This window comes from Pseudomonas sp. SA233, assembly GCF_054792385.1.
This window is the reverse complement of the sequence record NZ_CP096449.1, coordinates 5,680,537-5,704,171: the sequence shown is the minus strand read 5'-3', so window position 1 is coordinate 5,704,171 and position 23,635 is coordinate 5,680,537. Positions and strand designations below refer to the sequence as shown.

Sequence of the window (23,635 nt, the reverse complement as noted above, 5' to 3'; positions counted from 1 at the left end):
CGCGGCTAAAGCCGCTCCTACAGAAATCGCACCGGCTTCAAGGCAATGCCGCACCTGTGGGAGCGGCTTTAGCCGCGAAGAGGCCAGACCTGCTTTTGATGATGGCCTTTCATCCAATTGTCATATTCAAGTCATATCGTATTCATGCGGCCTGCAGATACTTGGGCCCGTTCCATCCAACACCCCAATATTCCTGCTAGGAGCAAGGCATGAAACTGAAGCGTTTGATGGCGGCCCTCACCTTTGCCGCCGCTGGCGTTGCAACCGCCAACGCGGTAGCCGCTGTCGATCCTGCGATCCCGACCTACACCAAGACCACTGGTGTTTCGGGCAACCTCTCCAGCGTCGGTTCGGACACCCTCGCCAACCTGATGACTCTGTGGGCCGAGGCCTACAAGAAGGAATATCCGAACGTAAACATCCAGATCCAGGCTGCCGGCTCCTCCACCGCGCCACCCGCGCTGACCGAAGGCACCGCCAACCTCGGCCCGATGAGCCGCAAGATGAAGGACGTCGAGCTGCAGGCCTTCGAGCAGAAATACGGCTACAAACCGACCGCCATCCCGGTCGCCGTAGACGCCCTGGCTGTGTTCGTGCACAAGGACAACCCGATCAAAGGCCTGACCATGGCCCAGGTCGACGCCATCTTCTCTTCCACCCGCCTGTGCGGTGGCAAAGCCGACGTCAAGACCTGGGGTGACCTGGGCGTGACCGGCGACCTGGCCAACAAGCCAGTACAGCTGTTCGGCCGTAACTCGGTATCGGGCACCTACGGCTACTTCAAGGAAGAAGCCCTGTGCAAAGGCGACTTCAAGCCTAACGTCAACGAACAGCCTGGCTCGGCTTCGGTCGTGCAATCGATCAGCTCCTCGCTGAACGGCATCGGCTACTCGGGCATCGGCTACAAGACCGCCAGCGTCAAGACCGTGGCCCTGGCCAAGAAGGAAGGCGGTGAGTTCATTGAGGACAACGAAGCCAATGCCTTGAACGGCACCTACCCGCTGTCGCGCTTCCTGTACGTCTACGTCAACAAGGCGCCGAACAAACCTCTGGCTCCGCTGGAAGCCGAGTTCGTCAAGCTGGTGCTGTCGCAAGCCGGCCAGCAGGTCGTGGTGAAGGATGGCTACATTCCGCTGCCGGCCAAAGTCGTCGACAAGACCTTGGCTGACCTGGGCCTGTCCCACGCCGGTAACGTTGCAAAGAAGTAAGTAACTGAGGGGGAGGCCGGCGCTGATGCCCGGCCTCTTCCACGAAATTTCAGTCCGAAGCCAGGTTTCCTGTGCGGCGGGCTTTCGTGCGTCACCACTTTGTAATGTTTTTGTCACACGGGACCGCTAGGGTGTGCGCATGAATGATCTGGCCAATTCCAACATGACCCAAAACTCCCAGCCCGTGCGGATTGATTTCAATACGCCGGAGTTGCAACGCAAGCGCCGCATGCGCGCGCTAAAGGACCGCCTGACCCGCTGGTATGTACTGGTGGGCGGGCTTGCCGTATTGGCGGCTATCACCCTGATCTTCTTCTATCTGGCCTATGTGGTGCTGCCGCTGTTCCAGGGCGCCGAGCTGACCAGCAAGAAAGCCCTGGAGCCGACCTGGCTGCAACAGGATGCCGGCAAGCCGCTGATGATCGCGCTTGAAGAGCAGAACCTGGTGGGCATGCGTGTTTCGGACAAGGGCCAGGCACTGTTCTTCGATACCAAGACCGGTAACGAGCTCAAGCGTGTCGACCTGCCACTGCCGGCAGGCACCCAGGTCACTTCGATCAGTGCCGACCAGCCGGGTAGCCCGCTGGTGGTGCTGGGCTTGTCCAATGGCCAGGCGCTGGTGTTTCACCACACCTACAAGATCACCTACCCGGACAACAAGAAAACCATCGACCCCGGCATCGACTACCCGTACGGCGAGCAGCCGTTCGTGCTCGACGAGCAGGGGCGTGCGCTGGATCATGTCAGCGTAAACGTCAATGGCGACACCTTGCTGCTGGCCGGTTCCACCGGCGCGCACCTGCAGGTGGTCGAGTTGACCCGCACCGAAAACATGATGACCGAAGAGGTCACCACCGAGCAGAACCGCATCGAGCTGCCGCAGATGACCGAAACGGTGAAGAACATCTTCATCGACCCGCGTCAGCAGTGGCTGTACGTGATCAACGGCCGTGCCACCGCGGACGTGTTCAACCTGCGCGACAAGAGCCTCAACGGCCGCTACAAGCTGTCTGAAAGCGCCGACACCGAAATTACCGCCACCGCCCAGCTGGTCGGCGGCATCTCGCTGATCATCGGCGACTCCAAGGGCGGCCTGGCCCAGTGGTTCATGGCCCGTGACCCGGATGGCGAATCGCGCTTCAAGCTGATCCGCACCTTCCAGATGGGCAAGGCCGCGGTCGTGCAGATCGACGCCGAAGAGCGCCGCAAGGGCTTCGTCGCCCTCGACGCCGCAGGCGAGCTGGGCGTGTTCCACAGCACCGCGCACCGTACCCTGCTGGTCGAACCGGCCGCCGAAGGCCCTGGCATCCTGGCCCTGTCGCCACGTGCCAACCGCATCATCATCGAAGAAGGCGGCAAGCTGCTGCCGCTGAGCCTGCGCAACCCGCATCCGGAAATTTCCTTCAGCGCGCTGTGGGGCAAAGTTTGGTACGAGAACTACGACGAGCCGAAATACGTCTGGCAATCGACCGCTTCGAACACCGACTTCGAGCCCAAACTGAGCCTGTCGCCGCTGACCTTCGGTACCCTCAAGGCCGCGTTCTACGCCATGATCCTGGCGGCCCCGCTGGCGATTGCCGCGGCCATCTACACCGCCTACTTCATGGCCCCGGGCATGCGCCGCAAGGTCAAGCCGGTGATCGAACTGATGGAAGCGATGCCGACGGTGATCCTCGGCTTCTTCGCCGGCCTGTTCCTCGCCCCGTACCTGGAAGGCCACCTGCCGGGCGTGTTCAGCCTGTTCCTGCTGATGCCGCTCGGTATCCTGCTGGCCGGCTTCGCCTGGACTCGCCTGCCCGAGTCGATTCGCCTGCGTATCCCGGATGGCTGGGAAGCGGCGATCCTGATCCCGGTCATCCTGTTCACCGGCTGGTTCGCCCTGACCATGAGCCCGCACCTCGAGAACTGGTTCTTTGGCGGTGACATGCGCCTGTGGATCACCAACGACCTGGGGATAACCTACGACCAGCGCAATGCCCTGGTCGTGGGTATCGCCATGGGCTTCGCGGTCATCCCGAACATCTACTCCATCGCCGAAGACGCCGTGTTCAGTGTGCCGCGCAGCCTGACCCTGGGCTCCCTGGCCCTGGGGGCGACGCCCTGGCAGACCCTGACCCGCGTGGTCATCCTCACCGCCAGCCCAGGTATCTTCTCGGCGCTGATGATCGGCATGGGCCGCGCGGTGGGCGAGACCATGATCGTGTTGATGGCCACTGGCAACACCCCGGTGATGGAGCTGAACCTGTTCGAGGGCATGCGCACCCTGGCCGCCAACGTGGCGGTGGAAATGCCGGAATCGGAAGTCGGCGGCAGCCACTACCGCGTGCTGTTCCTGGCCGCGCTGGTGCTGCTGATGTTCACCTTCATCATGAACACCTTGGCCGAGCTGATTCGCCAGCGTCTGCGCAAGAAATACTCGTCGCTTTGATAGAAAGGTAGCGATCCGTGAAAAAGGATTCCCTCAAAGGCTGGTTCAAGAGCGGCGCCCCAGGCGTCTGGATGAGCGGCGGCGCGGTGGCCATGGCAGTGATCATGACCGTTGGCCTGCTGGCGGTGATTGCCGTGCGCGGCCTGGGCCACTTCTGGCCGGCCGATCTTGTCCAGGCTACCTACAAGGTGCCGGGTCAGGCCGACCATGTCGTCATTGGCGAAGTGGTGCAAAAGGAAGAAGTACCCCGTGCCCGTCTGAAGGGCGCCGGCCTGCCAGTGCCTGACCAAGGCCCGGAGTTCATGACCCGTGAGCTGATCAAGGTGGGCAACCGCGACCTCAACGGCAGCGACTTCACCTGGGTGGTCGGCGACTGGCTGGTCGACGAAAGGCACCCGACCGACCTGATCGCCCTGGAGCGTCGCGAGTGGGGCAACTTCTACGGCTACCTGGTCAGCGTCAAGGAAGAAGGCCGCGTGGTCGCCGAAGGCGCTGCGGCCTGGGCCGAGCTGCAGGCCCGCCTCAAGCGCGCCAACCAGCTCAACAGCGAACTGCAAAGCCTCGAAAAGAAAGACATCGGTGCCATCAACCATGGCCTCGAGCGCCTGCGTCTGCAAGCGCGCAAGCTGGAGCTGGACGGCAAGCTGGACGCCGCCGCCCAGGCCGACATGGACGCCGAGCGCGCTGAGCTGAACAGTCGCTACAAGGCCATCGAAGACCGCCTGACCGGTCTGCACCAGGCCTTCGCCCGCGACAGCCTGGTGGCCCGTGATGGCAACGGCCGTGAAGTGGAAATCAACCTCAGCAAGGTGGTGCACGCCATCCAGCCTAACGCCATGTCGGGGTTCACCAAGCTGGGCACCTACTTCACCAAGGTCTGGGAGTTCCTCAGCGACGACCCGCGCGAAGCCAACACCGAGGGCGGTATTTTCCCGGCCATCTTCGGTACCGTGATGATGACCCTGATCATGGCCGTGATCGTCACCCCGTTCGGTGTGCTGGCTGCCGTGTACCTGCGCGAATACGCCAGACAGGGCCCGGTGACCCGCTTGATCCGCATCGCGGTGAACAACCTGGCTGGTGTGCCCGCGATCGTCTACGGCGTGTTCGGCCTGGGCTTCTTCGTCTACGTGCTGGGCGGCTCGATCGACCGCCTGTTCTTCCCCGAAGCACTGCCGGCGCCAACCCTGGGTACCCCAGGCCTGTTGTGGGCATCGCTGACCCTGGCGCTGCTGGCCGTGCCGGTGGTGATCGTGGCCACCGAGGAAGGCCTGGCGCGTATCCCGCGCACCGTGCGCGAAGGCTCGCTGGCCCTGGGCGCTACCAAGGCCGAGACCCTGTGGAAGATCGTCCTGCCGATGGCAAGCCCGGCGATGATGACCGGCATGATCCTCGCCGTGGCCCGCGCCGCCGGTGAAGTGGCGCCGCTGATGCTGGTGGGTGTGGTAAAGCTGGCTCCATCACTGCCGGTGGACGGGAACTACCCGTACCTGCACCTGGACCAGAAGATCATGCACCTGGGCTTCCATATCTATGACGTCGGCTTCCAGAGCCCCAACGTGGAAGCCGCGCGGCCGCTGGTATACGCCACGGCGTTGCTGCTGGTGCTGGTGATCGCGGCCCTCAACCTCTCGGCCGTGTGGATCCGTAACCACCTGCGCGAGAAGTACAAGGCCCTCGACAGCTGATCCTGATTGCAAGCGTGCCGCCCGTGAGCCGGGCGGCCCTTTGAAACGAATTGTTAGCGTATGGAGTTGACCATGCAGCAAGAATCCCATACCCACGGCATCGACATGTCTGCCCTGGGCCGCGACAAGCAGAGCCTGCGCCTGGCCGAAGAAACCGTAGCCATCGAAGTGCCGGGCCTGAGCCTGTTCTACGGTGACAAACAAGCGCTGTTCGATGTGCAGATGAACATTCCCAAGCAGCGCGTGACCGCCTTTATCGGCCCGTCCGGCTGCGGCAAGTCGACCCTGCTGCGCACCTTCAACCGCATGAACGATCTGGTTGATGGTTGCCGCGTGGAAGGCGCCATCAACCTGTATGGCAATAACATCTACCGCAAGGGCGAAGACGTGGCCGAGCTGCGCCGTCGTGTGGGCATGGTGTTCCAGAAGCCCAACCCGTTCCCAAAGACCATCTACGAAAACGTGGTCTACGGCCTGCGGATCCAGGGCATCAACAAGAAGCGCGTGCTGGACGAAGCGGTCGAATGGGCGCTGAAGGGCGCGGCACTGTGGGACGAGGTCAAGGACCGCCTGCACGATTCGGCACTGGGCCTGTCCGGTGGCCAGCAGCAGCGTCTGGTCATCGCCCGCACCATCGCCGTGGAGCCGGAAGTGCTGCTGCTCGACGAACCGTGCTCGGCACTGGACCCGATCTCGACCCTGAGAGTCGAGGAACTGATCTACGAATTGAAATCCAAGTACACCATCGTCATCGTGACCCACAACATGCAGCAGGCGGCCCGTGTTTCGGACTACACCGCGTTCATGTACATGGGCAAACTGGTCGAATTCGGGGATACCGACACCCTGTTCACCAACCCGGCGAAGAAACAGACCGAAGACTACATCACCGGTCGCTACGGCTGATCGCCGCTCCGGATAGGTGCCTGGCCCCTGTGGGAGCGGGTTTACCCGCGAAGCAGGCGCCGCGGTGTCTGGCACCGGCTTCGCCGGTGTTCGCGGGTAAACCCGCTCCTACAGGCCAGGGAACGAGACGAACAAATTGAAGCTTGCAGCTTCTTCGCGGAGCGAACGATGATCAACAAAGAAAGCCTTACGCATCACATTTCCCAGCAGTTCAACGCCGAGCTCGAAGAGGTGCGTAGCCACCTGCTGGCCATGGGCGGCCTGGTCGAAAAACAGGTCAACGACGCAGTCACTGCGCTGATCGAAGCCGACTCGGGCCTGGCCCAGCAAGTGCGCGAAGTCGACGAGCAGATCAACCAGATGGAGCGCAACATCGACGAGGAGTGCCTGCGCATCCTCGCCCGTCGTCAGCCGGCGGCCTCCGACCTGCGTCTGATCATCAGCATCTCCAAGTCGGTGATCGACCTGGAGCGCATCGGTGACGAGTCGACCAAGATCGCCCGCCGCGCCATCCAGCTGTGCGAGGAAGGCGAGTCACCGCGCGGCTATGTCGAGGTGCGCCACATCGGCGATCAGGTACGCAACATGGTCCGTGACGCGCTGGACGCCTTTGCCCGCTTCGACGCCGACCTGGCGCTGTCGGTGGCCCAATACGACAAGACCATCGACCGCGAATACAAGACCGCCCTGCGTGAGCTGGTGACCTACATGATGGAAGACCCGCGCTCGATCTCGCGGGTACTGAGCGTGATCTGGGTCCTGCGTTCGCTGGAGCGTATCGGCGACCATGCGCGCAATATCTCCGAGCTGGTGATCTATCTGGTGCGCGGCACCGACGTGCGTCACATGGGCCTCAAGCGCATGACGGCAGAAGTGCAAGGCACTGCTGTTTCCGACGGCGAAAACGCTAATGTTCCGGCTGAACCTGACGATAAGTAAGGTTGCTCCCGAGCATCGACGCCCGGCCTTGGCCGGGCGTTTTCGTTTGCGGTCGAGGAGCCGGCAGGCACCCGCGAACGATGTGAAGAAGTCCCGGCGTGACCAGGTTGTAGCAAGTGGCCATTATTCGGCGGTAGGCTAGTCGGGATTCAGAAGGAGTATCGATGAGTAAAGTGAATGTGCTGGTCGTGGATGACGCCCCGTTTATCCGTGATCTGGTCCGCAAATGCCTGCGCAATGCCTTCCCGGGCATGACCATCGACGACGCCGTCAACGGTCGCAAGGCAATGGCCATGCTGGGCAAGGAAGCGTTCGACCTGGTTCTGTGCGACTGGGAAATGCCGGAAATGTCCGGCCTGGAACTGCTCACCTGGTGCCGCCAGCAGCCTGAGTTGAAGAACCTGCAATTCATCATGGTGACCAGCCGTGGCGACAAGGAAAACGTCATCCAGGCGATTCAGGCGGGCGTTTCCGATTTTGTCGGCAAGCCGTTCACCAACGAGCAGTTGCTGACCAAGGTGAAAAAGGCCCTGACCAAGATCGGCAAGCTCGACAGCCTGATGTCCAGCGGCCCGGCACGGGTCAACTCGGCGTTCGCCAATGACTCGCTGAATGCGCTGACAGCCGGCAAGCCTGAAGCGGTGAAGGTCGCGGCGCCAGCTCCGGCACCTGCAACCGCATCCGCCAGGCCAGTGGCCAATACCCCCCGGCCCGCCACTCCCGCGCCGACCGGTCGTGGCCAGGGCCAGTTGCGCCTGGCCGGCGGCATGCAGCCGTGCGTGATCAAGGCGCTGAGCCTGAAAGAGGCGCTGCTGGTGGTGCGCCGTGGCGAAGCGCTTCCCCAAGTACTGGAAGGCGCAGTGTTGGACCTGGAACAGGGCGAGAACGCCGAAGTTGCGCGCCTGAACGGCTACCTGCATGCCGTCGCGGCACTGGAACCCAAGCCCGACAGTGACTGGTTGCAACTGACCTTCAAGTTCGTCGACCAGGATGCCCAGAAGCTCGACTACCTGTCGCGGCTGATTGCCCGCGGGACGGCGCAGAAGCATTTCACCCCGGGCGCCTGACCGCAGCCTCACACCGCACTTTTTGTAGGAGCAGCCTTGTGCTGCGAATGGGCTGCAAAGCAGCCCCCAGGTATCAATGCCGCCGCAAGCATTGCCGGGGCTGCTCCGCAGCCCATTCGCAGCACAAGGCTGCTCCTACAAAACGCTGCGCAACCCCGGGCCATCCGACCAACTGTCATACCCGTCGCAAAACCCCCTGCTAGGCTTCGACAAACCATAACTGTCAAAAAGCCACTATCATGCCCGCCCGCCTGCTGCTGTTCTGTGCATTGCTCATGGCCTCGGCGCCGAGCCTGGGCATGACCATTTACGAGATCACCGATGATGGCCGTGTGACCTCCTATTCCGACCGGCCCGGCCCCGGTGCCAAAACCTTTGTGCGGCGCGTACCTATGGTCGAGGTGCCCGAAGCCCAGGTTCTGCTGAACGCGATAACCTTCAACGGCGGCGTGAGCTTTTCGGCCCGCAACCAGCTACACGTGCCAGTGGAGGTGGAGTTGCGCCTGGACAACCTGGTGAACGCACAAGGTGGCAATGCCCCGCGTACCGTGCGCCGCGTACTGCCGCCGCGCACCACGCAAATGCTCAGCGTGCTCAGGGGGCGCCCCGGGATGCTGCTGAACTACCGCTCGACCCTGCTACAGGCCATGGGCGACCCGGGCAAGCGGCCCCAGGGCTTCCGCTATGCATTCCCCTGGATTGGCGGGCCGTTCCGCGTGACCCAGGGCCCCAATGGCCGGGTCAGTCATTTTGGGCCCAAGGGGCGTTACGCCATGGACATCGCCATGCCCGAAGGCACCACCATCATCGCGGCGCGGGAAGGGGTGGTGGTGAAGACGGAGAACAGTCAGAGCGGGCGCGGCCCCAACCCCTCGGGCAATTTCGTCAGGATCCTGCACCCGGACGGCACCATGGGCGTCTACCTGCACCTGATGCGCGGTTCGGTGGTGGTGGCAGAGGGGCAACGGGTGCGGCAGGGGCAGATGCTGGCCAAGTCGGGCAATACCGGCAACAGCACCGGGCCGCACCTGCATTTCGTGGTACAGCGCAATGTGGGGTTGGCGCTGGAGTCGATACCTTATCGGTTCGACAGGCCGATTGGTGGGTTGCCTGACTTTACCGCGGGTAACCCCTGAGATTTTTGGGGCCGCTTTGCGGCCCTATCGCGACACAAGGCCGCTCCTACAGGGATACGCGAACCCCTGTAGGAGCGGCCTTGCGTCGCGATGGGCTGCAAAGCAGCCCCCTGGCCCTCAATCCAGCTTGAGCACCTTGGCCAGCACGATCTTCGGCCCTTTCATCTTCTTGATGATGATGCGCAGCCCTTCGACCTCCAGCACTTCCTCTTCTTCAGGCACGCGCTTGAGCGTCTCGTAGACCAGACCGGCGAGGGTTTCCGCCTCGATATGGTCAAGGTCGACGCCCAGCAGGCGCTCGACCTTGAACAGCGGCGTGTCGCCACGCACCAGCAGCTTGCCCGGCTGGTAGGCGAGGATGCCGCGCTCGGTCTTGCGGTGCTCGTCCTGGATATCGCCCACTAGCACTTCCAGCACGTCTTCCATGGTCAGGTAGCCAATCACCTTGCCATCGGCTTCCTCCACCAGCACGAAGTGCGCGCCGCCCTTGCGGAACTGCTCCAGCAACTGCGCCAGCGGCATGTGCCGCGACACACGCTCCAGCGGCCTGGCCAGGTCGTCGAGGTCGATGGTTTCGGGCAGGTGCTCGAGTTCGGCCAGTTCCAGCAGCAGGTCCTTGATATGCAGCAGGCCGGTGAACTCCTCACGCTCGGCGTCGTACACCGGGTAGCGGCTGAACTTGTGGCGGCGTACCAGCGCCAGTATCTGCTTCAACGGCGCATGGGCGTCGATGCTGACCATGTCCTCGCGCGAGTTGGCCCAGTCGACCACCTCCAGCTCGCCCATTTCCACGGCAGAGGCCAGCACGCGCATGCCCTGGTCGCTCGGGTCCTGGCCACGGCTGGAGTGCAGGATCAGCTTGAGTTCTTCACGGCTGTAGTGGTGCTCGTGATGCGGGCCGGGCTCGCCCTGGCCAGCAATGCGCAGGATGGTGTTGGCGCTGGCATTGAGCAGGTAGATGGCCGGGTACATCACCCAGTAGAACAGGTACAGCGGCACGGCGGTCCACAGCGACAGCAGCTCTGGCTTGCGGATGGCCCAGGACTTGGGCGCCAGCTCACCGACCACGATGTGCAGGTACGAAATGACGAAGAAGGCGACGAAGAACGAGATCGCTTTGATCAGCTCGGGCGTGTCCACGCCAAGGTATGCCAGCAGCGGCTCGAGCAGGTGGGCGAACGCCGGTTCACCGACCCAGCCCAGGCCCAGCGAGGCGAGGGTGATCCCCAGCTGGCAGGCCGACAGATAGGCGTCGAGCTGGTTGTGTACCTTGCGCAGGATGCTGCCACGCCAGCCATGCAACTCGGCGATGGACTCGACGCGGGTAGCGCGCAGCTTGACCATGGCGAACTCGGCGGCAACGAAGAAGCCGTTGAGCAGCACCAGGAGCAAGGCAAAGATGATCATGCCGAAATCGGCGAATAACGAGGTGAGGCTGATACCAGGGGAAGGGTCCATGATGGAGTTTTTACGGGGTCCGTCTTCGAGATAGAGAGAAAAAAAGTGCCAGCTCTTGCTGGCACAGGGGGTCCAATGTAGCGGCTGGGACCGTAAAAGCAAAGGGCGATGGATTCTTTGGGGGCGCTTTGCGCCCCATCGCGACACAAGGCCGCTCCGCGATCCCGTGTAGGAGCGGCCTTGTGTCGCGATGGGCTGCCAAGCAGCCCCCGAGGCCCTCAAGCCTTGCCGTTGGCCAATTGTGCCGGCGCGAAGTGACAGGTAAACGTACTGCCATGCCCCGGCACGCTGCTGATCTCCAGTTTGCCGCGGTGGCGCATCAGCACATGCTTGACGATCGCCAGCCCCAGCCCGGTGCCCCCGGTATTCGACGCACGGCTGGAGTCGACCCGGTAGAAGCGCTCGGTCAGACGTGGCAGGTGCTTGGCATCGATGCCCACCCCCGAGTCCTGCACCGACAGGTGTGCGCCCTGGGCATCGGCCCACCAGCGAATCCGGATGCTGCCTTCGTCCTGGGTGTACTTGACCGCGTTGAACACCAGGTTGGAAAAAGCACTGCGCAGCTCGGACTCGCTGCCCTTCAACTGCACACCGGGCGCGGCTTCAAGGGTGATGCGCTGTTTGCGGGGCCCGGACAGAGCCTGGGCGTCGTTCTTGATCGCGCAGAGCAAGGCATCGACCGCCACCGGGTGGTTGTCCGACGGATAGTCGGTGGCCTCAAGCTTGGCCAGCAGCAACAGGTCGTTGAGCAGTGTCTGCATGCGTGAGCCTTGCTGGCTCATCTGTTGCAGGGCTCGGCTCCAGCGCGGGTTCACGTCCTCGACGTTGTCCAGCAGGGTTTCCAGGTAGCCGGTGATGACCGTCAGCGGCGTGCGCAGCTCGTGGGACACGTTGGCAACGAAGTCCTTGCGCATCTGCTCCAGCTGGTGGATGCGGGTAACGTCGCGCACCAGCATCAGGTGCTCGTTGTTGCCGTAGCGGGTGATGTGCAACTGCACGCGCATGCGGTCGTTGATCGGCGAAGGGATTTCCAGCGGCTCGAGGTAGTTTCCTGCCTCGAAGTACTCCTTGAAGCGCGGGTGGCGCACCAGGTTGGTCACCTGCTGGCCGCCGTCCTGTGGGGTCTTGAAGCCCAGCAGAGTCTCGGCGGCGCGGTTCCACCATTCCAGGTTGCCATCGCTGTCGAGCATGATCACTGCGTCTCGCAGTGCGGCAGTAGACTCCTGCACCCTGTCGATCACCGCCTGCAGGCGGCCGCGTACACGCTGGTCGCGGCGTTGCAGGTGGTAGATGCTGTCGAACACCTCGCCCCACAGCCCGTAGCCATCGGGCGGTGCTTCGTCGGGTTGGTGGTTGCGCAGCCAGTCATGCAGGCGCAGCAGTTGCTTGAGGGTCCAGCCCAGGTAGAGCGCCAGGCCGATGGCCAGGCTCCAGCCATAGTAGCCACTGACCAGCCCACCGATCAGGCAGACGGTAATCAGCAGCAGCAGGTGGCGAATCAGGGTCGCGTGCCAGTTCTGGTTCAATTGACGGTCCTTGTACAACGACGTGCAGCTTGGCGCCTTTCAGCTCGATCAGCTCTTGGTCGAGAAGCGGTAGCCGGTGCCCCGGACGGTTTGTACCAGATTTTCGTAGGCTTCACCCAGCGCCTTGCGCAGGCGGCGGATGTGTACGTCGACGGTGCGTTCCTCGACATAGACGTTACCGCCCCATACCTGGTCCAGCAGTTGGCCACGGGTGTAGGCGCGCTCCTGGTGGGTCATGAAGAACTGCAGCAGACGGTATTCGGTAGGGCCCATCTCGGCTGGCTTGCCGTCGATGGTCACGCGGTGGCTGATCGGGTCGAGCAGCAGGCCACCGACTTCGATCGGTGCCTCGCTGTCGCTCGGGCCGGTGCGGCGCAGCACGGCTTTCAGGCGGGCGACCAGCTCGCGTGGTGAGAACGGCTTGGTGATGTAGTCGTCGGCACCCACTTCCAGGCCTTGGATCTTGTTGTCCTCTTCACCCTTGGCGGTGAGCATGATGATCGGGATGTCGCCGGTCAGCTCGTCGCGCTTGAGGCGGCGGGCCAACTCAATACCGGAGGTGCCTGGCAGCATCCAGTCGAGCAGGATCAGGTCCGGTTTGCGGTCGACGATGATCGCGTGGGCCTGTTGGGAGTTTTCCGCTTCCAGGCAGTCATAGCCGGCCATTTCCAGGGCAACGGCGATCATCTCGCGAATTGGTGCTTCGTCGTCGACGATCAGAATGTTCCTGCCAACCATGCTCAAAACCTCTCCTGGATACGGTGTCTTGGCCCGCATTAGATAACGGAATTATTGCAGCTGTGTGACAGGGTGTTGGCCGTTCTGGCGACATTCCGTGACTGAACTAGGCTTGAAAGGGCCGTGGTTGCGGCAACTTGAACCCAATCCCCCCGAAACAATGGTGAATCCAATGACACGACAAACGCTGAGCTGGATGGCCCTTTTCACTGCGCTGGCGCTCCCGGGGGTGGCCTTGGCCGACCATGCGATGGAGAAGGGCGGGATGTTGGTCGATCATGCCGGCATGACCCTGTACACCTTCGACAAGGATGCGGACGGCAAGTCGATGTGCAATGGCGAATGCGCCACCAACTGGCCACCGCTGATGGTCAAGGCTGGTGAAAAAGCTGAGGGCAAGTGGACGCAGGTCAAGCGCGACGACGGCTCGATGCAGTGGGCCTATGACGGCAAGCCGCTGTACACCTTCGTCAAGGACAAGAAAACCGGCGATATGACCGGTGACGGCATGAAGGACGTCTGGCACGTTGCCAAGCCTTGAGATCCCGGGGCCGCTTTGCGGCCCATCGCGACACAAGGTCGCTCCTACAGGAATGCGCGATCCCCTGTAGGAGCGACCTTGTGTCGCGATGGGCTGCAAGGCAGCCCCAGAATTTTCAGCGCAATGCGTAATCCAGCACCACCCCGACGAACACCAGCATCCCCGCCCAGTGATTGTGCAGAAACGCCTTGAAGCACGACTCCCGGTCCAGCTTGCGCGTCGACCAGTACTCCCAGGCAAAGCACGCCGCCGCGCCCAGCAGCCCCAGGTGGAACCAGCCACCCAGCTCGAAGCGGCTGCCGGCCAGCAACAGGCAGCCCAGCGACAGCAGCTGCAAGGTCAGGATGATGGTGCGGTCGGCATCGCCGAACAGGATGGCGGTCGACTTCACGCCAATCTTCAGGTCGTCATCACGGTCGACCATGGCGTAGTAGGTGTCGTAGCCCACCGTCCACAGCAGGTTGGCGATGTACAGCAGCCAGGCGCTGGCCGGCAGCTCGCCACCCGCTGCGGTGAAGGCCATGGGAATGCCCCAGGAATACGCCGCCCCAAGCACCACCTGCGGGTAATAGGTGTAGCGCTTCATGAACGGGTAGCAGAACGCCAGAGCTACCGCACCGAACGACAGCCACACCGTGCGGCTGTTGGTGCACAGCACCAGCAGGAAGCTCACTCCGACCAGGATGGCGAACAGCGCCAGTGCTTCGCGCGGGCGGACCCGGCCGCTGGCCAGGGGGCGGTCGGCGGTGCGTTTGACGTGGCCGTCCACCTTGCGGTCGGCAAAGTCGTTGATGCAGCAACCTGCGGCGCGCATCAGCACCACACCGAGGCCAAAGATCAGCACGTTGGCCAGGGTTGGTGAACCGTTGCCAGCAATCCACACCGCCGACAAGGTCGGCCACAGCAGCAGGTAGATACCAATTGGCCGGTCCATGCGGCTGAGCTGGACAAAGTCCCAGGCACGCGGGTGCAGGCGGTTGAGCGACTTCAGCAGTTGCATGTACATCAGCGGTTTTCCTCCTTGGCCGCTTGCCACAATGCTGGCAGGAACACCTCTGCCACCAGCAGGTCCAGGCCGCCACGTTCGAAGCGCGACCGGCGGCCCCACAGCGCAGTATGGGCGGCTTCGCTCGGCAGCCAGGCCTGTGGATAACTGCACACCTCGATCGGGTGGCGGATGAATGCCTGATCGCAGAACAGCAACTCCCCCAGCGAACGGCTGCCCAAGGTTTCCAGGTCCAGCCCGCCGCGCTCCAGGGCGCTGCGGCTGGCGACGCTGCGAGCGAACACCCAGGGTTGGCCATGGCCGCGCAGGTACACCTCGCGCACCCAGCCTTCGGCACCGGCGGCGATGCCCAGTGCCTGGCATTCGTCATCGCGCAGCGGCTGCCAGCCCTCGAATAGCGGCGTGACGGAGAAGTGATCGTTGGACAGGCGGGTCAGGCGGCGGGTCAGCGAGCCCTCGTCGAACAGCCAGTCAAGGGTGGGCTGGTCGATGTCTGTCGCCAGCCGTGAATACGGCAGCCACGCGACAGCGGCTGCTTGCGGGGATTCGTACGACACGTCGGTCTGCTTGTTACAACCAGAGAGGCGGCGAGCTTAGCATGATTGCCCCAACTGCTTGCATACTGCCGACAGGGCCGCTACAAAGCCCCACGAATTGCGCGCAGGCTTCGTCGCGGGTAAACCCGGTCCCACAGGCTACGCGGTCGCTGTAGGAGCGGGTTCACCCGCGAAGAGGCCATCAGCAGCAACACAAAGCTCCAGCTTGAACCGAGGAAAAAGACCTGATGAAGAAGTGGCAATGTATTGTCTGTGGCCTGATCTACGACGAAGCCGAAGGCTGGCCCGACGACGGCATCGCCCCCGGCACACGCTGGGAAGACGTGCCTGAAGACTGGCTGTGCCCCGATTGCGGCGTGGGCAAGAGCGACTTTGAAATGATCTCCATCGGCTAATCGAGGAAAGCACGACATGACGTCTCCTGTGGTAATCATCGGTACCGGCCTTGCGGGCTACAACCTGGCCCGTGAATTTCGCAAGCTCGATGCGCAGACGCCGCTGCTGCTGATCACCGCCGATGACGGTCGTTCCTACTCCAAGCCCATGCTGTCCACCGGCTTTGCCAAGCAGAAGGACGCCGACGGCCTGAGCATGGCCGAGCCGGGCGCCATGGCCGAGCAACTGAATGCCGAGATTCGCACCCATACCCGCATCAGCGGCATCGACCCGGGTCACAAGCGTTTGTGGATAGGTGAAGAGGCGGTGGAATACCGCGATCTGGTGCTGGCCTGGGGCGCGCAGACGGTGCAGGTGCCGATCGAAGGTGATGGCGGCGATCGAGTGTTCCCGATCAACGACCTGGAAGACTACGCGCGCTTCCGTGCAGCCGCCGTCGGCAAACAGCGTGTGTTGATCCTCGGTGCCGGCCTGATCGGCTGCGAATTCGCCAACGACATGAGCCTGGGCGGCTTCCAGGTCGATGTGGTGGCGCCGTGCGAGCAAGTCATGCCGACCCTGCTGCACCCGGCCGCTGCCACTGCCGTGCAGGCCGGGCTGGAAGGCCTGGGCGTACGCTTTCACCTCGGCCCGGTACTGACCCGCCTGCAGCAGGTGGCGCAGGGCCTGGAGGCGCACTTGTCCGACGGCAGCGTGATCGCCTGCGATCTGGTGGTTTCGGCCATCGGCCTGCGCCCGCGCACCGACCTGGCTGCCGCTGCTGGCCTGCAGACCAACCGCGGCGTTTGCGTGGACCGCCAGTTGCGCACGTCCCACGCCAATATCTTTGCCCTTGGCGACTGTGCCGAAGTCGATGGCATCAACCTGCTTTATGTGATGCCGCTGATGAGCTGTGCCCGGGCCCTGGCGCAAACCCTGGCCGGCAAGCCGACAACGGTCGCCTACGGGCCGATGCCGATCACCGTGAAAACCCCGGCCTGCCCGCTGGTGGTCTCGCCGCCGCCCCAGGGCCACGAAGGCACCTGGCAGGTAGAGGGGCAGGGCAGTGACCTCAAGGTGCTCTGCCTTGATGCAGAGGGCAAGCTGCTGGGCTACGCCCTCACCGGGGCGGCCGTGATGGAAAAGCTGGCCCTGAATCGCCAGCTGCCGGCCCTGATGGCGTAAATAGCTGGCGTTCTGTCGGATTTATCCTGTTGTTGCTTGCACAATGGCCGCCCAGATACTGGCGCGGCCCCTGTGCACGTGCCATCCTCACTTCCGTCTGCCGCAGATTAGAGCCTGCGGTGCCTTGAGCGCTGCTCCCAGGGCAGCACGGCATAACAACAAGAATTCCGTCAAAGAGGCTTCACTATGCGCAAACCAGAACTCGCCGCCGTCATCGCCGAAAAGGCCGATCTGACCAAGGAAAAGGCCAATCAGGTTTTGAACGCGATTCTCGACAGCATCACGGGTGCCCTGGACAAGGACACCGTGACCCTGGTCGGTTTCGGCACCTTCGAAAAACGTCATCGCGGTGCGCGTACCGGCAAGAACCCGCAAACCGGTGAACCGGTCAAGATCAAGGCCAGCAATACCGTGGCTTTCAAGCCAGGCAAGAATTTGCGCGACAGCGTCAACACCCCCGTCAAGTCGGCCAAGAAAGGCAAGTGATCGCTCCCTGACAACCCCAGTGTCAGCCAAGCGGGCGCCTCAGGGCGCCCGTTGTGCTTTCTGCAGGCAAAATGTTTCGAACTTGCATAAATAGTTCTGGAAAAGGATAGACTGCGCGCCTTAGTCACTTTTAATTCGAGGCGCGTTGATGAAGTTCCGCTTTCTTCTCTGGGCCATGGGGCTTTTGATGGCCAGGGCCAGCCGCAATAACCCGGCGTTCCAGCAGCAGCTCAAGGGCAAGGATCTGGTGTTCCAGATGCAGACCCTGGACGGCAAGGTCGCCCGGCACTTCATAGTCAACAACGAACGCGTCAGCAGCAAGGGCGGCGCGCACCCGCAGCCAGCGTTCGCCATCGCCTTCAAGGACGCTGCCTATGGTTTCACCACCATGCAGGCAGGTAACAAGCAATTGGCGTTCATGCAGGGGATTCAGGACAAGCACATCCAGATCAAGGGCAACCCGGCGCTGGTGATGTGGTTCCAGGGGTTGATGAAGTACCTGAAGCCGAAGAAGAAGGGCTGAAACTCAATAGGCCTGCTGACTCATACCCTGTGGGAGCGGGTTTACCCGCGAACACCGGCAACGCCGGTGCCATGCACCGCGTCGCGATCTTCGCGGGTAAACCCGCTCCCACAGGGGCCAATCATGTCAGTGAGGTGCGTGGAACTGCGAAGCCAGCTCACGCAGCAGGCTCTCTGCCTCGAGCACCTTGTTCACCACATCCTCGGCCTTGTCCCGGGTAATCCCCAGCCGCTCCAGCAATTCGTCTGGAATCTCCTGCTGTGGCCCCGAGCCAATCCCCCGCGAGCGCAGCAATCGTGTAGCCAGGCACACCAGGTTGGGGAACGCCGAAAACTCGCCGTCATAGGCCGGGTCGTGCTGGAAGCGCAGTGCGGCGGACAGTTCTTCCGGCATGTCCCACAGCTTCATCAACCAGGCACCGATCTGCTCGCGGCTGATGCCCAGCAGGTGTTGTTCCACATAGGTGTGGCACAGGTGCGGGTTGACCTCCAGGTGGCGGCAGATCAGTGAGAAGTGCGGCGGGAATACGTGCGCCAACAGCAAATAGCCAAAGTTGTGCAGCAGCCCGGCCAGGTAGGTCAGGCCGGCCTCGGGGCGCTCGGCCCGTGGCATGGCGCGGGTCAGGCCTTCGATGATCGCGGCGGTGTAGATCGACTGCTGCCAGTACGGCGTGGCCTGCTGGGGGTGGTCTTTCGGCAGGCTCAGGGTCTTGCCCAGCGCCAGGCCCAGGGCCAGGTTGATCACCAGGTCGAAGCCCAGCACACGCACGATGGCGTCTTCCACCGAGCGGATCTTGCCAGGTGAGGCGTAGTAGGGCGATGCCGCCCAGCTCACCACCTGTGCCGCCAGCGCCGGGTCGGTTTCGACCACGCCGGTGATATCGTCGATGCTGGCGTTGGGGTCTACCCGTAGCTTGATGATCTTTTGCGCGGTGTCGGCCAGCGGCGGGATTTCGATGGTTTCTTCCAGGCGCTTCTGGATGCGCCGGGCAGTGAAGGCCTGGACGGCGTTGGTGATTTCCCGGGTGTCATCATCGGGGCGGTCGAGGTTGGGGCTGATTGCCTCGACTTCCTGGCCGAAGCTGCTGGCGCTGGCCTTGACCAGCATGCGCTTGAAGTGCGCGCGTTCGATTTCCAGCAGCAGGCCGGCTTCGCCAGACTGGATAAACACGGTTTCAGCGTCGAGCAGGCTCTTTTCGTACTGGCACGGCGAGCTGGTCAGCGCCGGGATGCCCGGCAGGGCCTTGAGCTGGTGCTTGTCCAGCATCTGCTTCAGGCGAGGCACCGACACCGCAGTGAGCTTGCGCCCGGTCAGTTCGGCCAGGCGGTTGAGGTCCAGCAGCTGGCTCTGCGGGAACAGCACCATCAGGGCGCCGACCTCGTCGTCGAGCAGCACGGCCTGTACCCGCGACGCTGCCGGCAGGTGCGGATGTTCGACCACCTCGCGGTAGGCCACGCCGAGTTTGTCGAGCAGCAGCCGGATGACCGAGGGAGCGTGTGGGGTTGCGGTGTCCAGGGCAACTTCAGTCATGGTCCGTATCCACTGATTCCTTTAAACGCGAAGTATAACCAGCCTCTGGGCAAATCTGGATCCATTATGGGACCAGCGTCACACTTGGCCATATTGCTGGCCATGACGCAGCCAGCGATCGAGCAGCGGGCTGACGTGCTCCGGCCAGCGTGCGATCAGGGCCTGGGCGGCGTCGCGCACGGCCGGCAGCAGGTCGGCGTCACGCATCAGGTCGGCGACCTTGAACTGTAACAGGCCTGTCTGGCGGGTGCCGAGCATCTCGCCCGGGCCACGCAGCTCCAGGTCCTTTTCGGCGATGATGAAGCCGTCGTTGGTTTCCCGCATGATCCCTAGCCGCTCGCGGCCGATCTGCGACAGTGGCGGGTGGTACAGCAGCACGCAATGGCTGACGGCGCTGCCCCGGCCAACCCGGCCACGCAACTGGTGCAGCTGTGCCAGGCCTAGGCGCTCTGGGTTCTCGATGATCATCAGGCTGGCGTTGGGCACATCCACGCCCACCTCGATGACCGTGGTGGCGACCAGCAACTGCAGGTTGCCGGCCTTGAACTCAGCCATGATCTCAGCCTTTTCCGCCGGTTTCATGCGCCCGTGGATCAGCCCTACCCGCAGCTCGCCCAGGGCGCTGCCCAGCTCCTCGTAGGTGCTTTCGGCGGCCTGGCAGGTAAGCTCTTCGGATTCTTCGATCAGGGTGCACACCCAGTAGGCCTGGCGCCCTTCGGCGCAGGCGGCGCGCACCCGCTCGACCACTTCGAAGCGGCGGCTATCGGCCACCAGCACGGTGTTCACCGGGGTACGCCCGGGTGGCAGTTCGTCGAGCACCGAGGTGTCCAGGTCGGCGTAGGCGCTCATGGCCAAGGTGCGCGGAATGGGTGTGGCGGTCATGATCAGCTGGTGCGGGCACAATTCCCCGGCCACGCCCTTCTTGCGCAGGGCCAGGCGTTGCTGCACGCCAAAACGGTGCTGTTCATCGATGATCGCCAGGGCCAGGTGCTTGAACTTCACCTCTTCCTGGAACAGCGCATGGGTGCCGACCACCATTGGCGCGCCATTGGCGATCTGCTCCAGGGCGGCTGCCCGGGCTTTGCCCTTTAGCTTGCCGGCCAGCCACGCGACTTCGATGCCCAGCGGTTCGAGCCAGCGCTTGAAGGTGATGAAGTGCTGTTCGGCGAGGATCTCGGTGGGCGCCATCAGGGCCACCTGGTAGCCGGCTTCCAGGGCCTGCAGCGCGGCCAGGGCGGCGACCACGGTCTTGCCGGCACCCACATCGCCCTGCACCAGGCGCATCATTGGCTCATGCTGGCTGAGGTCGTAAGCAATTTCGTTGGCCACCCGCTGCTGCGCGCCGGTCGGCTGGAAACCCAGGTTGGCCAGGTACTGTGCCTGCAGGCGCTGGGCCTTGGGCAGCACTGGCGCGCGCAGGCTACGCAGGCTTTCACGCAGGCGTTGCTGCGACAACTGGTGGGTCAGCAGCTCTTCGAAGGCCAGGCGGTGCTGGGCCCAGTGCTGGCCTTCGGCAAGCTCGTCGAGGTCGGCGTCGGCCGGCGGGTTGTGCAGGTAGCGGATGGCATCGTCCAGCGGCGCCAGCTGGTAGTCCCGCGCCAGTTCGTCGGGCAGCCAGTCCGGCAGGCTGCGCGGGCCCAGTAGGCCCAGGCTCTGCTGACAAAGCAGCCGCAGGCGTTGCTGGGTAAGGCCTTCGGTGGACGGATAGATCGGCGTCAGGGTCTGCTCGACCGGTGGCGCCGGTTCGTCGCCGTTCAGCGCCCGGTATTCCGGGTGGTAGATTTCCAGGCCCGAAGCGCCGGGGCGTGCTTCGCCGTAGCAGCGCAGGTGGGTGCCACGCTTGAGGCCTTCCTTCTGCGCGTTGCTGAAGTGGTAGAAGCGCAGGCTCAGCACACCGCTGCCGTCACCCAGGCGCACCACCAGGCTGCGGCGCTTGCCCATGGTCACGTCGGCGCCGCTGACCACGCCCTCGATCACCGCGTCCTGGCCAGGGCGCAGTTGACCGATCGGCACCACGCGGGTGCGGTCCTGGTAGCGCAGGGGCAGGTGGAACAGCACGTCCTGCAGGTTCTCCAGGCCGACCTTGGCGAGCTTCTCCGCCATGGCCTCGCCAACCCCCTTGAGTACCGTCACCGGGACCTTCGACAGCTCACTCATGACTCAGGCCGGTTGTTCCGCAGGGGCTTTGGCGACCGAGCACAGGCGGATCGAGTCGGCGAGGATCTCGATGGCTTTCGGCCGCGGGAAGCTGGCGCGCCAGGCGATGGCTACGGTGCGGAATGGTGCCGGTGCGGTCAGTGGGCGAACCTCGATGACACCGGGGGCGTAGTGGTGGCTGTGCACCGCCGACAGCGGCAGGATCGACACGCCAAGGCCTGAGGCCACCATGTGACGGATGGTTTCCAGCGAGCTGGACTCCACCGTGGTGTGCTTGGAGCCTTCACCGCCCTTGTTCAGCGTTGGACAAGCCTCCAGTACCTGGTCGCGGAAGCAGTGGCCTTCACCGAGCAGCAACAGGCTCTTGTCGTTGAGCATGGCGGTGTCGATAGTCTTTTTCGCTGTCCACGGGTGGTCAGCCGGCATCAGGGCGCAGAACGGCTCATCGTACAGCGGCAGGGTCAGCACGTCGGCTTCGTTGAACGGCAGGGCGATGATCACCGCGTCCAGTTCGCCGTTGCGCAGCTTTTCGCGCAGTACGTGGGTGAAGTTCTCTTCGATGTAGAGCGGCATCTGCGGTGCCACGCGGTGCAGCTGCGGAATCAGGTGCGGGAACAGGTACGGGCCGACGGTATAGATGGCACCGACCTTGAGCGGGGCGGTCAGCTGGTTCTTGCCGGCCTGGGCCAGCTCGCGAATGCCCTGGGCCTGCTCCAGTACCTTTTGCGCCTGGGCGACGATGCTTTCGCCGACCGGGGTCAGGCGGACCGCGCTCTTGCTGCGCTCGAAGATCAACACGCCAAGCTCATCCTCGAGCTTCTTCACACCGACCGACAGGGTCGGCTGGCTCACGTGGCAGCGTTCGGCGGCATGGCCGAAATGCTGTTCCTGGGCGAGTGTGACGATGTAGCGTAATTCTGTGAGGGTCATAACGTGCGTCCATGAAGTTGCGAGCCCAGCATAGCGGCTGCAATCGATAGACGCACGTTATCAGACTTGCCGATTTGTGACAGAAACAAAAGTCTCAGCGGCGGTCCAGCGAGTAGACGAACGGGGCCACGACTTCGATCGTGCCATTGTTCAGCAACTCGGGTGGCGGCTTGGGTACCGTGCCGGCCCGACGGATCATTTCCAGGGTCGCCCGGTCCAGAGCGGCACTACCCGAACCTCCGGCCATGGAGTACGACACCACCTTGCCTTCGGCGTCGACCACGAAACGTAAGCGGTTTATGCCCTGCAGCCCGCGACGGCGCGCGTCTTCCGGGTAACGCTTGTACTTGGCCAGGTGACGCAGCAGGTCGCTCTGCCAGGTAGGCAGGGCTTTGCTGTTGGACGCAATGCTCGGTGCCGGTGCCGCGGACTTCTGCGGTGGCGTGTTGCTGGGCGGTGCGTCTACCGTTTGTTCGGTCGGCGGTGCTTCCTTCGGCGGCTCAGGCTTTTTCTCGGGCTTGGGCGGCTGTGGCTTGGCCTTTGGCTTGGGCGGCTTGGGAATGGCGATCTTGGGCTTGGGTGCCTCGGCCAGCTTCGGCAGTGGCGGTTCCTCGACCGGTGCCGGTGGCTGCGGCGCCGCTTTCGGGGGCGGTGGTGGCGCAGGCTCCGGCAACGGCGCCAGCTCGACCATCATGGCTGCCGGTGGCAGTTCGATGGCCTGGGGCACCGACCAGTTGAGCGTCAGCAGCACGGCGACCACGTGCACGCCCAGCACGATCGCCAGGCTGCCACCGTAGCGCGCCATGTTCGAGCGCGTTCTTGTCATTTCTTGGCTGCCGTCTCTAGACCTACCAGACCGACTTTCAGGTAGCCGGCCGCGCGCATGTTGTTCATCACTTCCATCAGGTCACCGTAATCCACGCCTTTGTCAGCCTGGAAGAAGATGGTGGTTTCCTTGTCGCCCTTGGTCTTGGCATCGAGCATCGGGCCAAGCTGGTCGGGGGCAGGGACCTGATCGTCACCGACGTACAGCTTCTGGTCGGCCTTGACGCTGACGAACACCGGTTTCTCGGGCCTCGGCGCCGGCTTGGCGGTCGAGGCCGGCAGGTCGACCTTGATGTCGACCGTGGCCAAGGGGGCTGCGACCATGAAGATGATCAGCAGCACCAGCATCACGTCGATGAACGGCGTAACGTTGATTTCGTGGTTTTCGGCGAGGTCGTCGCCACCTTCGTTGAGATGCAGGCCCAT

22 protein-coding genes are annotated in these 23,635 nt (G+C 63.3%); 12 read left to right on the top strand and 10 right to left on the bottom strand.

From position 1 onward, the window contains the following. Positions 1 to 209: 209 nt before the first annotated feature. From M1D87_RS26125 to M1D87_RS26095, 7 genes are all read left to right on the top strand, one after another. Entirely contained in the window at positions 210 to 1,208 is a 999-nt protein-coding gene (locus M1D87_RS26125; protein ID WP_003258169.1) for a phosphate ABC transporter substrate-binding protein PstS, read from the top strand. Between the two features lie 139 nt (positions 1,209 to 1,347). Continuing rightward, on the top strand, positions 1,348 to 3,636 hold the full coding sequence (locus tag M1D87_RS26120; protein WP_123083664.1) for an ABC transporter permease subunit: 2,289 nt from the start codon (positions 1,348 to 1,350) through the stop codon (positions 3,634 to 3,636). Between the two features lie 71 nt (positions 3,637 to 3,707). Further along, positions 3,708 to 5,324, top strand: coding sequence for a phosphate ABC transporter permease PstA (pstA, locus tag M1D87_RS26115; protein ID WP_183596495.1), 1,617 nt, complete (start codon positions 3,708 to 3,710; stop codon positions 5,322 to 5,324). A 72-nt stretch (positions 5,325 to 5,396) separates the two neighbouring features. After that, positions 5,397 to 6,230: a phosphate ABC transporter ATP-binding protein PstB gene (pstB, locus tag M1D87_RS26110; RefSeq protein WP_421091517.1), complete on the top strand. Its 834-nt coding sequence runs from the start codon at positions 5,397 to 5,399 to the stop codon at positions 6,228 to 6,230. 168 nt (positions 6,231 to 6,398) lie between these two features. Continuing rightward, the gene (gene phoU, locus M1D87_RS26105) at positions 6,399 to 7,169 is read left to right on the top strand and encodes a phosphate signaling complex protein PhoU (RefSeq protein WP_013974818.1); all 771 of its coding nucleotides are present in this window, start codon (positions 6,399 to 6,401) and stop codon (positions 7,167 to 7,169) included. Between the two features lie 164 nt (positions 7,170 to 7,333). Further along, positions 7,334 to 8,236, top strand: coding sequence for a response regulator (locus M1D87_RS26100; protein ID WP_123083662.1), 903 nt, complete (start codon positions 7,334 to 7,336; stop codon positions 8,234 to 8,236). 239 nt (positions 8,237 to 8,475) lie between these two features. Continuing rightward, a complete protein-coding gene (locus M1D87_RS26095) occupies positions 8,476 to 9,372 on the top strand; it encodes a M23 family metallopeptidase (protein ID WP_123085937.1) in 897 nt (298 codons plus the stop codon). A gap of 117 nt (positions 9,373 to 9,489) precedes the next feature. Here M1D87_RS26095 and M1D87_RS26090 read toward each other — a convergent pair whose 3' ends face one another. From M1D87_RS26090 to phoB, 3 genes are all read right to left on the bottom strand, one after another. Further along, positions 9,490 to 10,830 carry a hemolysin family protein gene (locus M1D87_RS26090; protein WP_013974815.1) on the bottom strand — a complete coding sequence of 447 codons (1,341 nt, stop codon included), beginning with the start codon at positions 10,828 to 10,830 and terminating at the stop codon, positions 9,490 to 9,492. A gap of 218 nt (positions 10,831 to 11,048) precedes the next feature. Continuing rightward, positions 11,049 to 12,356: a phosphate regulon sensor histidine kinase PhoR gene (gene phoR, locus M1D87_RS26085; RefSeq protein WP_023661986.1), complete on the bottom strand. Its 1,308-nt coding sequence runs from the start codon at positions 12,354 to 12,356 to the stop codon at positions 11,049 to 11,051. A gap of 48 nt (positions 12,357 to 12,404) precedes the next feature. Next, complete coding sequence (phoB, locus tag M1D87_RS26080; protein ID WP_003253341.1) at positions 12,405 to 13,094, bottom strand: phosphate regulon transcriptional regulator PhoB; 690 nt, start codon at positions 13,092 to 13,094, stop codon at positions 12,405 to 12,407. Between the two features lie 172 nt (positions 13,095 to 13,266). Between phoB and M1D87_RS26075 the strand changes: the two genes are divergently transcribed. Beyond that, positions 13,267 to 13,635, top strand: a complete 369-nt coding sequence (locus M1D87_RS26075) for a COG4315 family predicted lipoprotein (RefSeq protein ID WP_123084291.1) — start codon at positions 13,267 to 13,269, stop codon at positions 13,633 to 13,635. Positions 13,636 to 13,750: 115 nt separating this feature from the next. Here M1D87_RS26075 and ubiA read toward each other — a convergent pair whose 3' ends face one another. Together ubiA and M1D87_RS26065 are read right to left on the bottom strand one after the other, a co-directional pair. After that, positions 13,751 to 14,641, bottom strand: coding sequence for a 4-hydroxybenzoate octaprenyltransferase (ubiA, locus tag M1D87_RS26070; RefSeq protein WP_123084292.1), 891 nt, complete (start codon positions 14,639 to 14,641; stop codon positions 13,751 to 13,753). After that, positions 14,641 to 15,198, bottom strand: a complete 558-nt coding sequence (locus M1D87_RS26065) for a chorismate--pyruvate lyase family protein (protein ID WP_015272344.1) — start codon at positions 15,196 to 15,198, stop codon at positions 14,641 to 14,643. The genes ubiA and M1D87_RS26065 overlap by 1 nt, the downstream gene beginning before the upstream one ends. 227 nt (positions 15,199 to 15,425) lie before the next feature. Here M1D87_RS26065 and M1D87_RS26060 point away from each other — a divergent pair, with 227 nt between their 5' ends. The 4 genes from M1D87_RS26060 (at position 15,426) to M1D87_RS26045 (ending at position 17,767) form a co-directional block, all read left to right on the top strand. Then, a complete protein-coding gene (locus tag M1D87_RS26060; protein WP_003253349.1) occupies positions 15,426 to 15,593 on the top strand; it encodes a rubredoxin in 168 nt (55 codons plus the stop codon). 16 nt (positions 15,594 to 15,609) lie between these two features. Further along, positions 15,610 to 16,758 carry an NAD(P)/FAD-dependent oxidoreductase gene (locus tag M1D87_RS26055; protein ID WP_123084293.1) on the top strand — a complete coding sequence of 383 codons (1,149 nt, stop codon included), beginning with the start codon at positions 15,610 to 15,612 and terminating at the stop codon, positions 16,756 to 16,758. A gap of 186 nt (positions 16,759 to 16,944) precedes the next feature. After that, positions 16,945 to 17,244 carry an HU family DNA-binding protein gene (locus M1D87_RS26050; protein ID WP_123084294.1) on the top strand — a complete coding sequence of 100 codons (300 nt, stop codon included), beginning with the start codon at positions 16,945 to 16,947 and terminating at the stop codon, positions 17,242 to 17,244. Between the two features lie 148 nt (positions 17,245 to 17,392). Continuing rightward, on the top strand, positions 17,393 to 17,767 hold the full coding sequence (locus tag M1D87_RS26045) for a helicase (protein ID WP_123084295.1): 375 nt from the start codon (positions 17,393 to 17,395) through the stop codon (positions 17,765 to 17,767). A gap of 126 nt (positions 17,768 to 17,893) precedes the next feature. Here M1D87_RS26045 and M1D87_RS26040 read toward each other — a convergent pair whose 3' ends face one another. From M1D87_RS26040 to exbD, 5 genes are all read right to left on the bottom strand, one after another. Continuing rightward, positions 17,894 to 19,297: an aminoacyl-tRNA deacylase and HDOD domain-containing protein gene (locus tag M1D87_RS26040; RefSeq protein WP_023661961.1), complete on the bottom strand. Its 1,404-nt coding sequence runs from the start codon at positions 19,295 to 19,297 to the stop codon at positions 17,894 to 17,896. A gap of 78 nt (positions 19,298 to 19,375) precedes the next feature. Further along, complete coding sequence (gene recG, locus M1D87_RS26035) at positions 19,376 to 21,454, bottom strand: ATP-dependent DNA helicase RecG (protein ID WP_024087919.1); 2,079 nt, start codon at positions 21,452 to 21,454, stop codon at positions 19,376 to 19,378. 3 nt (positions 21,455 to 21,457) lie between these two features. After that, on the bottom strand, positions 21,458 to 22,384 hold the full coding sequence (locus tag M1D87_RS26030; protein ID WP_013974805.1) for a hydrogen peroxide-inducible genes activator: 927 nt from the start codon (positions 22,382 to 22,384) through the stop codon (positions 21,458 to 21,460). 94 nt (positions 22,385 to 22,478) lie between these two features. Further along, positions 22,479 to 23,210, bottom strand: coding sequence for an energy transducer TonB (locus M1D87_RS26025; RefSeq protein WP_015272339.1), 732 nt, complete (start codon positions 23,208 to 23,210; stop codon positions 22,479 to 22,481). After that, positions 23,207 to 23,635, bottom strand: a complete 429-nt coding sequence (gene exbD / locus M1D87_RS26020; RefSeq protein WP_013974803.1) for a TonB system transport protein ExbD — start codon at positions 23,633 to 23,635, stop codon at positions 23,207 to 23,209. The genes M1D87_RS26025 and exbD overlap by 4 nt, the downstream gene beginning before the upstream one ends.